General features: G+C 65.4%; 8 protein-coding genes and 1 pseudogene. 4 read left to right on the top strand and 5 right to left on the bottom strand.

The annotated features are described in order from the left end of the window. The first annotated feature begins 280 nt into the window (after positions 1 to 280). The 4 genes from P4U43_RS16480 to P4U43_RS16465 all read left to right on the top strand — a co-directional run bounded on the left by P4U43_RS16480 (position 281) and on the right by P4U43_RS16465 (position 4,743). Positions 281 to 1,057 (top strand): 3-hydroxyacyl-CoA dehydrogenase, encoded by a 777-nt coding sequence (locus tag P4U43_RS16480; protein ID WP_277359700.1) that lies wholly within the window; start codon positions 281 to 283, stop codon positions 1,055 to 1,057. Positions 1,058 to 1,096: 39 nt separating this feature from the next. Next, positions 1,097 to 2,302, top strand: coding sequence for an acyl-CoA dehydrogenase family protein (locus P4U43_RS16475; RefSeq protein ID WP_277359699.1), 1,206 nt, complete (start codon positions 1,097 to 1,099; stop codon positions 2,300 to 2,302). 68 nt (positions 2,303 to 2,370) lie between these two features. Then, positions 2,371 to 3,708, top strand: a complete 1,338-nt coding sequence (locus tag P4U43_RS16470) for a cytochrome P450 (protein WP_277359698.1) — start codon at positions 2,371 to 2,373, stop codon at positions 3,706 to 3,708. A 111-nt stretch (positions 3,709 to 3,819) separates the two neighbouring features. Then, positions 3,820 to 4,743: an NADP-dependent oxidoreductase gene (locus P4U43_RS16465; protein WP_277359697.1), complete on the top strand. Its 924-nt coding sequence runs from the start codon at positions 3,820 to 3,822 to the stop codon at positions 4,741 to 4,743. Here the strand turns inward: P4U43_RS16465 and P4U43_RS16460 are convergent. The 5 genes and pseudogenes from P4U43_RS16460 to P4U43_RS16440 all read right to left on the bottom strand — a co-directional run. After that, a complete protein-coding gene (locus P4U43_RS16460) occupies positions 4,740 to 6,086 on the bottom strand; it encodes a hypothetical protein (RefSeq protein ID WP_277359696.1) in 1,347 nt (448 codons plus the stop codon). The two genes, P4U43_RS16465 and P4U43_RS16460, sit on opposite strands and share 4 nt — an antisense overlap. Then, positions 5,983 to 6,690 carry a DedA family protein gene (locus P4U43_RS16455; protein ID WP_277359695.1) on the bottom strand — a complete coding sequence of 236 codons (708 nt, stop codon included), beginning with the start codon at positions 6,688 to 6,690 and terminating at the stop codon, positions 5,983 to 5,985. The genes P4U43_RS16460 and P4U43_RS16455 overlap by 104 nt, the downstream gene beginning before the upstream one ends. 61 nt (positions 6,691 to 6,751) lie before the next feature. Then, positions 6,752 to 7,660, bottom strand: coding sequence for an RluA family pseudouridine synthase (locus tag P4U43_RS16450; RefSeq protein ID WP_277359701.1), 909 nt, complete (start codon positions 7,658 to 7,660; stop codon positions 6,752 to 6,754). Between the two features lie 39 nt (positions 7,661 to 7,699). Further along, positions 7,700 to 9,622, bottom strand: a complete 1,923-nt coding sequence (locus tag P4U43_RS16445) for a DUF6541 family protein (protein ID WP_277359694.1) — start codon at positions 9,620 to 9,622, stop codon at positions 7,700 to 7,702. A gap of 76 nt (positions 9,623 to 9,698) precedes the next feature. Further along, a pseudogene (locus P4U43_RS16440) lies at positions 9,699 to 10,075 on the bottom strand (Fpg/Nei family DNA glycosylase); the annotation flags it as partial.

Raw genomic sequence — 10,075 nt, 5'->3', positions numbered from 1 at the left:
AGGCCGAGCAGCCGGTGGCCGAAGGCCGCGGGGACGGACGCGGCGGCTGCTGCGGCGCGCAGTTGTGCTTCCCGATGTTCTTCAGGGAGTTTCTCGGCGGGCAGTTCTGTGGGCATAGAGCCACCCTAAAGGGCGCCGTCGTCCTTATGTTTGAGCACTATGCACAGTGCGGCGGCCGGTGGATGCTGCGGTGTGCTGCATCACAGTAGGCTCGAAGGAGTGTTCGCAGCTGAGTCTTCGACTCACCCCTCGAATCGACCCCCGACGCAAAGGAGATGTCATGGAGTGTGCAGGAACGGTAGCCCTGGTGACCGGCGGAGCGTCCGGGCTCGGCCGGGCGACGGCGCAGCGGCTGTATGACGACGGCGCATCAGTGGTGATCCTGGATCTTCCGCAGTCGGATGGCGCAGATTTTGCCCAGTCGCTGGGGGCGCGGGCGCGGTTTGTTCCTGCTGACGTGACCAGCGAGGAACAGGTTCAGGCTGCGGTGGACGCGGCGGTTGAGCTGGGCCCGCTGCGCATTGTTGTCAACTGCGCAGGAGTGGCAACGCCCGGCAAGGTACTGGGCAGGGACGGCGTGCTGCCGCTGGAGCAGTTCAACAAGGTCATCAGCATCAACCTGATCGGCACCTTCAACGTGCTGCGGCTGGCGGCGGCCGCCATGGTAGCCACCGAGCCGGTACAGACGTCGACCGGCACGAACGAGCGCGGGGTCATCATCAACACGGCATCCGTCGCGGCGTTCGACGGGCAGATTGGGCAGCCCGCGTACTCGGCATCCAAGGGTGCTGTTGCGGCGATGACCCTGCCGATTGCGCGTGAACTCGCGCGGTCCTTCATCCGGGTCATGACCATCGCCCCGGGCATCTTCGAAACCCCCATGATGGCCGGGTTGCCGCAGGAGGCCCAGGACTCCCTCGGGAAGCAGGTGCCGCACCCATCCAGGCTCGGCAAGGCCACCGAATACGCTTCGCTGGTTGCGCACATCGTTGAGAACCAGATGCTGAACGGCGAGACCATCCGGCTTGACGGTGCCATCCGCATGGCACCGAAGTAGATCCTCTTGATTTCTGAGAACACCCGAAAGGACAGCTCAATGGAGAGCAGCCTCCCATCCGCAGACTTCTACGGATTCGAGTCCCTGCTCAGTGACGCCGAACGGGCGAAGCTGCAGGACGTGCGGGACTTCCTCGCCAAGGAAGTGGCGCCGTTCGCCACCGATTGGTGGAACCGGGCGGAATTTCCGTTGGAGGTGCTGCCCAAACTTGCCGCCCTGAACCTGAGTACGCCGGTCCAACAGGGGTACAGCTACCTGTTCAGCGGCATGGTCATCGCCGAACTCACCCGGTCCGATACGTCGCTGGCAACGTTCTTCATGGTGCATCACGATCTCTTCGTTGAGGCCTTGCACGAGTTCGGGACAGAGGATCAGAAGGCACGGCTGCTGAACGATGCCATGGACCTCACCATCACGGGTGCCTTTGCCCTCACCGAGCCCCAGCACGGGTCCGATGTGGCGGGCGGCATGGCAACCACCGCAACGCGGGACGGGGACACCTGGATCCTGAACGGCGCAAAGCGCTGGATTGGAAACGGAACGTTCTGCGACTACATGCTCTTGTGGGCGCGGGACACCGCGGACGGCGCCGTGCGGGGCTTCATCCTGGACGCCACACTGCCCGGGGTTACCAGGACGGCCATCGAGAACAAGATTGCGCTGCGGACGGTGCAGAACGCGGACATCATCCTGGACAACGTCAGGGTGTCAGAAGCAGACCGCTTCGCAGGAATCAACACTTTCACTGACACCAAGCACCTGCTGCGCGGTTCCCGCATCCTGGTGGGCTGGCAGGCGGTGGGCCAGCAGTTGGCGGCGTTCGACGCTGCGCGTGCCTACGCCGTCGAGCGCCATCAGTTCGGGCGTCCGCTGGCGAGCTTCCAGCTCATCCAGCAGCAGCTGGTGCGCATGCTGGGCAACACCACCGCGAGCCTCGGCATGATGGCGCGGGTTGCGCAGTTGCAGGAAGACGAGCACCGCGGATTGCACGAAGGACAGCAGCAGGAGCAGCGCAGCGGAGCGGACATGGCGCAGGCCGCGCTCGCGAAGTCCTACACGTCATCGCTGATGCGGGAGACGGTGGCAATGGGCAGGTCGATCTTCGGCGGCAACGGGATCGTGACGGACTACAAGATGGCGAAGATTTTCGCGGACGCCGAGGCAATCTACACCTACGAGGGTTCTTTCGAAATCAATACCCTCATTGTGGGGCGTGCGGTCACGGGAGTATCTGCGATCCTCTGACGGTTGTTGCTGCAGCCAGCGCGGAAGTGGTGGTTGCCAGGGTGAGCAATCCACCGGGACAGTGGAGTATGAGCTCTGTTGAATCGCTGCCCCAGCTGACAGTCCGGGAAACCGCAACCTTCCTGTCGAAGGTGTTTGTGCCCACCCTGGCCAAGGGACCGATCATCCGGCGGCCACGGATGGTCGCGCTTGCAGAGAAGTTGCACCTCGATGAGCGGGCAGTCGCCACCCTCACTCAGCTGGCGGCGAAGTATCCGGCCTCGCCCGTTCTCCTCCGCTTGCCGCTGCGCCGACAGGCGATAGTCCTGGAGCCCAGGGACGTGCACCGTATCCTTGCCGAAACTCCGGAGCCTTTCGCCGCTGCCAGCAGCGAAAAGAAGGCAGCCCTGTCGCACTTCCAGCCGCGGAACTCCCTCATCTCCTCGGGCAGGGAGCGGAGCGTGCGGCGGGCTCTGCAGGACCAGGTGTTGGATTCAGGAAGCCCTGTGCACCGCTTGGCGGAGTCGTTCCTTCCCATCGTCGCCGAGGAGGCGGAGGATCTGTTGCGCGTGGTGCGCAGGTCCGGCGCGTTGACCTGGGATGAGTTCATCCAGTCCTGGTACCGGATGGTTCGGCGGGTGGTCTTCGGGGATGCGGCCGCACATGACGAGGAACTCACGGATATGCTCGCCCAGCTCCGCGCTGACGGAAACTGGGCGTTTCTGAAGCCCCGCAAACGGAAACTGCGCGCACAGTTTCTCGCCGCCGTCGGGCATCGAATGCAGGCGGCACCGCAGGGCAGCCTCGCGTCTGTGATGTCGGGGATGAACCCACAGGACAGCACCGCGCCGGTTGAGCAGATCCCGCAGTGGCTGTTCGCCTTCGATCCTGCCGGCATGGCAACGTTCCGTGCGCTCGCTGCCGTGGCGGCGCATCCGGAGGTTCGAGCCAGGGCGCTTCGGGAAGTCGCCGAAAACCGCTCACGGCGGGAGTATCTCCCCTGGCTCCGGGCCTGTGTCCTGGAGTCCCTGCGGCTCTGGCCGACCACGCCCATGGTGCTGCGGCAGTCCACGGGGGAGGTGTCCTGGGAAGCGGGGACCATGCCGGCCAAGTGCGGTGTGCTCATCTACGCTCCGTTTTTCCATCGCGATCGGCGGACCGTCCCTCAGCCGGATGCGTACACTCCGGAACGCTGGCTGAACAACGACGACGACGGCGACTGGGCGCTTATTCCCTTCAGCGAAGGCCCTGCCGCGTGCCCGGGACGCCACCTCGTGTTGATGCTGACCAGCGCCTTCCTTGCCCACGTTCTGGACGGACCGGAGCTGCAGCTGGAGTCGGCGAAGCGGCTGAATGTCGGAGGACCGTTGCCGGGCACCCTCGACAACTATTCACTGCGCTTCACGACGGCCCCTGCCTACCGTTGAGGAAGTTACCGCACCTACTGTGACCCGATGCACGGTTCGATTCTGGAATGACGCGCGGGTGTCCGGGGTTCCACCGAGTGAGTCCTCAGTACCCGATGGAAGGAATCAGCAGTGAAAGCAGTGTTCTATTCAACGTACGGTGACCCGGGCGTCCTTGAGTATGGTGACCAGCCGGAACCGAAGGTAGGCCCGGACACGGTCCTCATCGAGGTCAAAGCGGCATCGGTCAACCCGGTGGACTGGAAGGTCATGGCGGGTTACCTTGACGGTGCCATCACCGCGCACTTCCCGGTAATCCCGGGGTGGGATGTTTCCGGCGTCGTTGTTCAGCCCGGCCCCGCAGTTCCTGAATTTTCCGCTGGTGACGAGGTCATGGGCTACGTCCGGATGGACACCGTTGGCCAGGGAACCTTCGCGGAGCGTGTCGCCGCGCCGGTGCGAACCCTCTCCCGCAAACCCGCGAACCTCTCGTGGGCAGAGGCGGCAACTGTCCCGCTGACCGGCCTCACCGCACTGCAGACGCTGGACGCGCTGGACGTCTCCAGCGGTGACACCGTGCTGATCCACAACGGTGCTGGCGGCGTGGGCACTTTCGCCATCCAGATTGCACGTGGCCGCGGAGCCCGCGTCATTGCCACCGCGTCCGAGCGGAACCACGACTTCCTGCGTGAACTCGGCGCTGAACCCGTCTCCTACGGCGAGGGCGTCGCTGATCGTGTCCGTGAGATTGCACCGGACGGTGTCAGCGCCGTCGTCGACTTCGTGGGCGGCGACGACTGGCAGGCATCACTGGACAACCTCACCCGGCAGGGGCGCGTTGCATCCATTGCCGACGCCGGTGTGAAGGAACACGGCGGGCGGTACGTCTTTGTGCGCCCGGTAGCTGCCGACCTCGCCACGCTTGCTGACCTGATCGAAGCCGGCACGGTGAAGCCGGTGCTTGCCGAGACCTATCCGTTGGAGCGAGCGGCGGAAGCCTTTGCAGCCAACATGGAGGGTCACACGCGCGGGAAGATCGCGATCACGGTCGGCTAAGCCCGCGCCGGGCCGCCGTGCACTTCCTCACCGTCGTGGTGGTCGTCGTCGTATTCGTACTCATCGTCGTCATCATCAGCGAGGTCAATCGGTGGGAGGTTGGCGGTCTGGTGACGGCGCAGGGCCCGGCGATAGGAATGGTCCACGCGGTGACGGCGTGATCCGGCGGTGATGAGAACGAGGAAGACCGCCAGCGCCGTCGCCGCGGCCGTGGGCAGCGACTGCGGTTCCCCGATGAGCCGCTCCACGATAATCCAGCCCAGGCCCCACACCAGGGCAAGGGCAACCGCAATGCGGCCGCGGTCCATCGAGCAGACTGCACTTCCCATCACGACGACGACGCCGAGGCCCGCAAGTGCCCAGGCGAACTCGTTTTCCGTGAGCCAGGAAAACCCCTCAAGGGACAGGAACGCCGCGGTATGGCTGAGCGCCGTGAAGCCCGTCCAGCCCAGGAAAAGGCCGAGCGGTACGTCGACCAGCGTTCCTTCCAGCCGGGTGGCGGCCGACCACCGGTTCAGCCAGCGCAGCGACACCAGGAGCAGGACCAGCAGCACGCCGTGCACCATCAGGCTCGGTGCATAAAGCTCCGCCTGAATGGTCAGGGCCAACGCAAGATTCAGTAACAGGGCGGCGATGACCACCCAGCCCAACCGGCGGTGCCGCGGGCTGTCTGCCTGGCCGGGCAGCCATTGGTGAACGGTGTAGGCGATCAGGCCGAGCCCGATCAAGGCCCAGATGTACAGCGAGTTGAGGCTGGGGGAGACGAGTGTGAGGTCGGGACGCAGCAGTTCACTGGTCCAGATTTCAGTTCCACCGAAGAACCCGGCCACGGACGCGGTTCCCACCAGTGCGCCGATCACCGTCAGGGTGACAAGATTGCGTCGTACCTGGTCAGCCCGCCACGACCGAACGTTTGCTGCAGCGCTGCGGGAGGTGGTCGCGGTCCAGGCGGCAGTCTGTCTCCCTGACTTGGCGGCCCATGCGGAGGCGGCGGCGGAGGCCGCTTTCAACTTCTCTGCACGCGCCGCCCTGAGTTCCGCAGCGCGGGCCTTCTCACGTGCTTGCGCTTGGTCGTCCTGCGTCTGGTTCGGGGTGCGGGTTGTGCTGGGAGCAGCACCGGCGGGCGCTGTGGGACCGGCGGTCGCAGCAGGACCAGCGGTCGGCGGTGCCGCCGTCGTCGTTCTTGGTTTTTCATCTCCGGCGGAAACCGGCGCCTTCGGTTGTGCGGCTTTCAGCCGCTCAAGGACGCTGCTCGTCTCGGTCCGCGGAGGGGACGCTTCGGTGTTCTCCCCGGGCGGTACGGGCGGAGCCTGGGGCAGCCGGTGGTTGGACGGAGTCGGCATGCTCATGTGTCTTTCGGACCTCCCGGCGCTGCTTCAGCGCGAAGAACGCTGCAATGATCAGTCCCACCAGAGTACCCACCCCCATTCCCAGAAGTGCACTGGCCCACATGGGGAAACCGGTTGTGACGTCTGAGATGTACCCAAGGCCCACCAGCCAGATGGACCACAGCACCCCGCCCACGGCGGCAAATCCCAGGAAAGGCCGCAGGGGCAGTTCGGCGATCCCGGCAGCGGCAATACCCGCTGTCCGACCGCCCGGAAGGAACCGGAGAGCAACCAGGCCGGCGTAGGTGGGGGACTTGCCCGCCTTCTCGACTGCGTTGCGGATGCCGCGGTGGACGGCGCGGCCCCAGCGGAAGCGGTCCAGCCAGTGTGTCAGCTTTTTTCGGAAGAGCAGGTACAGAGCGAGGTCCCCCAGCAGGCTGCCGGTTGCAGCGGTCAGGAGGGCGATGGAAAGGAGCACTGAGCCCTCGGATGCAAGCGAGCCTGATGCGATGACCAGGAATTCAGAGGGCATTATGGGCGCGAAAACGTCAGCGATGACCACCAGAAGCGTGACCGGATGGATCATGAGGGACCACTCGGCAATGGTTGACAGGTCCACCCGTACCAATTTACAGCGGGACGCCAAGGCATGACCGGCTGCCGGCACAGATTCTGGGACCTCACCCGAGCGAAGACAGTTCCAACCCGCTCGTGAAGGACGCCGGCCGGGAGGACAGCGGGTCGACAAACTCAATGTGCCGGGCCAGGAGTTGCAGGGGTTTCGAGTAGTCGTCTTCCTGCTGCGGCTGCAGGACCGGGTAAAACGGATCGTTGACAATTCCGAGGCCCAGGCCGGCCATATGCAGCCGCAGCTGATGCGTCTTCCCGGTGTGCGGCTGCAGCCGGTAGCGGCCCACGCCGTGGTGCTCCCCGACAAGCTGCACCCTGGTTTCCGCGTTGGGGTCACCGGGGACCTCCTGCGCGAGGAGGTAGTCGCGGGATTTCACGATGCGGCTGTGGACGGTGCGCGGATGAGTGTCGAGCTCCAAAGACGGATCGATGGGAGCAGCGGCCTCATACTCCTTGCGGATGCGGCGATTCTCGAACAGGAGCTGGTACGCGCCGCGCGTTGCCGGGTTGATGGAGAACATGAGGATTCCGGCGGTCATCCGGTCGAGGCGGTGCATGGGAATCAGATCAGGCAGGTCCAGCTGCACCCGCAACCGCACCAGAGCCGACTCCGCCACGTACATGCCGCCCGGCGTCGTCGGCAGGAAGTGCGGTTTATCCACAACCAGCAGGTCCTCGTCCTGGTGCAGGATGCTCAGCTCCACCGGCAGGCGCTTCTCCACCGGCAGTTCCCGGTAGTACCAAATGAACGTGTGCTCGTTGAGGGGAGTTGCCCGGGTAAGCCGCTCACCGCCCAGGGCAACCACTTCACCGCGGTCAAAGCGCTCGGCAATTCCGTCCGGGTCCACGTGGTTCCAGCGGTCCAGGATGTACTCCAGCGCGGTATCCCACGGCCCCTCCGAGGGAAGCCGCAGCCGCGTGGCGTTCACGCCGTTGCGCACGGGAAGAGGGGATTGCATCACTTATCTAGGGTAGCGGGACTGGGAGCGGGCACGCTCTCAACAACCCGCGATCCGGTAGAGGGCAGCTTCTCCCTCGCTGTCCACGCGTTCAAAGCCGTTCTCCGGGTTCAGATCCTGCAGTCCCGGCACTTCCTCCGTTTTCCCCGGATGCACGGAGCTGATCCCGAAATCGAGGACGTACTCCACCCCCATCTCCTGAGCCGCAGGGCAGACTTCCGGATTGGTGGTGAGCTCGTCCAGGGACTCGTAGATGATCTTGCCGGCGGCCGATGCAGGTAGGGTTCCGTACGGCAGCAGCGTGGGGATTCCCGTGTAGGAGTAGGACAACGACGCCCCCGTCAGCGGAACCCCCACAATGCCTGACCCCTCCTCCACAGTCTCCGGCAGCCGCTCGATGAGCGCGAGTTCATCGACAGTCAGCAGTTGGGAATCCTCGGTGAACCGGTACTTCGCGGCCGCTTCCGCAACCCCGCGCTGCACCGCTCCCAGCGGCGCCAGCAGCACACCCGCAACAACCAGCACGACGACGACGGCGGCTCCCCGCTCCCTGCTCCCCTCACGGAGGAGAGCACGCACCTTCGGCCGGCGTTTCGCGAGGTCGACGAGGGCCACCGCTCCGAGGGAGGCAATGATGATCCCAGCCACCGGCAGCATGGCGCTGATCCGGAAGTAGTCGTTGTACCAGACGCCGGCCACGATCCACCGCAGGTCCGGGGCTTCCTTCCAGTTCGCGACCACAAACAGCATCGCCGCGAAGCCGTACAGGGCAAGCGTCCAGCGGTGCCGTTTGCGGCGGAGTACGACGGCGGCACCCACTAGTGTCAGCGCCGCCACCAAATAGGCTGGTGGCCGGAAAAGCGGGGAGTGCAGGACCACCTCGATCAGGGCGACGCCGGCGTTACCGAGTTCGTTCCAGTTGTCCGAGCTGCCGCGCGAGGGCCGGATCCGCATCCAGACAACTGCGAGGACCACCAGGAAAACCGCTGTGGGTACGAGGGTGCGCCAGGCCGGCTCAGCGCTGCGGCGAAGTCTGCTGTACGCTGCCGCGAGCACCATGGGCAGGCTGAGGCCGAGTGCGCCGACCACCGACGATGGGTGCGCCAGAGCCAGCCCCGGCAGAACCCCCAACAGCAGCAGGAGGTTGGCCGCCGTCGTCGTACGCAACGGTGCGCCGACGCGCATCAGCTGCACCACCAGGCCGAGCACAGCCGGCAGCAGGGCGATGGACAGCATGAATGGATAGACCACGCCGAATTCATACAGGAGGTAGGGGAAACTGCTGTAGGCACCGGACAGCACGGCGGCGCTAAGCAGGGCCGTGCGGCGCTCGCCGGTCACACGGGTCACCAGGAAAAGGCACCCGATACACCAGATCGCCAGGACTATGGCGAGGTTCACCACATTGATGGCTGCGGGTACGGACAGCCCGGAAGACAGGAGGACCACCGACACGATGGCGTGCCATCCCGCCGGGTAGAACGTGGCCGCCCGTGTTCCCAGGTATCCGAGGTCCGGGGAGGACGCGTTGCCGGTTTCCGCGATGTACCGGACAGCGTTGAGATGGAAAATGTTGTCGTGTGACTGCGCGATGTTTTCCGGGTCACCGAAGATCCACAGCGTGATCAGACCGACCGGGATCGCCGCAGCAGCCCACGCAGCAAGCGAGTGCCGCAGTGGCCCGCCGGGGTCCGTGGCGACCGCCTCCCCGAAGCGTCGCCGGATGAGCCAGAGCAGGAGTGCTACAGCGGCGGTGACTCCGAGCAGCGGCACAATCGACCAGCGGACGCCCGCCAGCGCGGCCGACTCGGAGGCGATGACCACGGCACTGACGCTCAGCGGACCGGCCAGTGCAAGCAGTGTGAGGCGACGCAGACCGAAGACGGCGCCCCACAGCAGCCCGGGGCCAAGGAGCACCAGCAGCGCAACGAAGAAGCCTGGAAGCGTGCTGAGCCAGCTCATGGTCTCCCTCGGTAGTCAGTGCGGATGGTACGGATGGTCAGGGTGCTGCGGATGGTCATGTGCGCGCGGATGATGCTCACGCCGTATCCCGCGCGGGCTGGCAGTGCGGGCAGTGATAGAGCACCCGCTGCTCCAACTCGTTGTCGCCGAGCTCGCTGCGCACAACGCGGGTTCCGCAACGCAGGCAGCCCCGGTCCGTCCGCCCGTACACCCACAGCGGGTCACGCAGCATGGACCCGGTGGTGACGCGCGTTGACCTGCCTTTGTTCACCTCGAGCAGCCGGTGAGCGAGTTCCACCATCCGCGGAAGGTTTTTGACTTCGCCCACCGGGGTGAGCGGATGCTCCCCAGCGAGGAAACACAACTCGCATCGGTAAACGTTACCGATGCCGGCGAGGTTCCGCTGATCGAGCAGCGCCAGGCCCACGGGGCGAGCCGGGTCCGCGCGCAGCC

Origin of the sequence: Arthrobacter vasquezii (genome assembly GCF_029455255.1) — a bacterium.
GTDB classification, from domain to species: Bacteria; Actinomycetota; Actinomycetes; order Actinomycetales; family Micrococcaceae; genus Arthrobacter_D; species Arthrobacter_D parietis.
Note: the sequence above shows the minus strand (reverse complement) of the source record. Positions and strands in the feature narration are given on the sequence as shown.

Bases quoted from the DNA above. Each gene is read 5' to 3' on its own strand.
- P4U43_RS16470 (WP_277359698.1), top strand. From the start codon at position 2,371: ATGAGCTCTGTTGAATCGCTGCCCCAGCTGACAGTCCGGGAAACCGCA.
- P4U43_RS16445 (WP_277359694.1), bottom strand. From the start codon at position 9,622: ATGAGCTGGCTCAGCACGCTTCCAGGCTTCTTCGTTGCGCTGCTGGTG.
- P4U43_RS16475 (WP_277359699.1), top strand. From the start codon at position 1,097: ATGGAGAGCAGCCTCCCATCCGCAGACTTCTACGGATTCGAGTCCCTG.
- P4U43_RS16450 (WP_277359701.1), bottom strand. From the start codon at position 7,660: ATGCAATCCCCTCTTCCCGTGCGCAACGGCGTGAACGCCACGCGGCTG.
- P4U43_RS16460 (WP_277359696.1), bottom strand. From the start codon at position 6,086: ATGCCGACTCCGTCCAACCACCGGCTGCCCCAGGCTCCGCCCGTACCG.
- P4U43_RS16480 (WP_277359700.1), top strand. From the start codon at position 281: ATGGAGTGTGCAGGAACGGTAGCCCTGGTGACCGGCGGAGCGTCCGGG.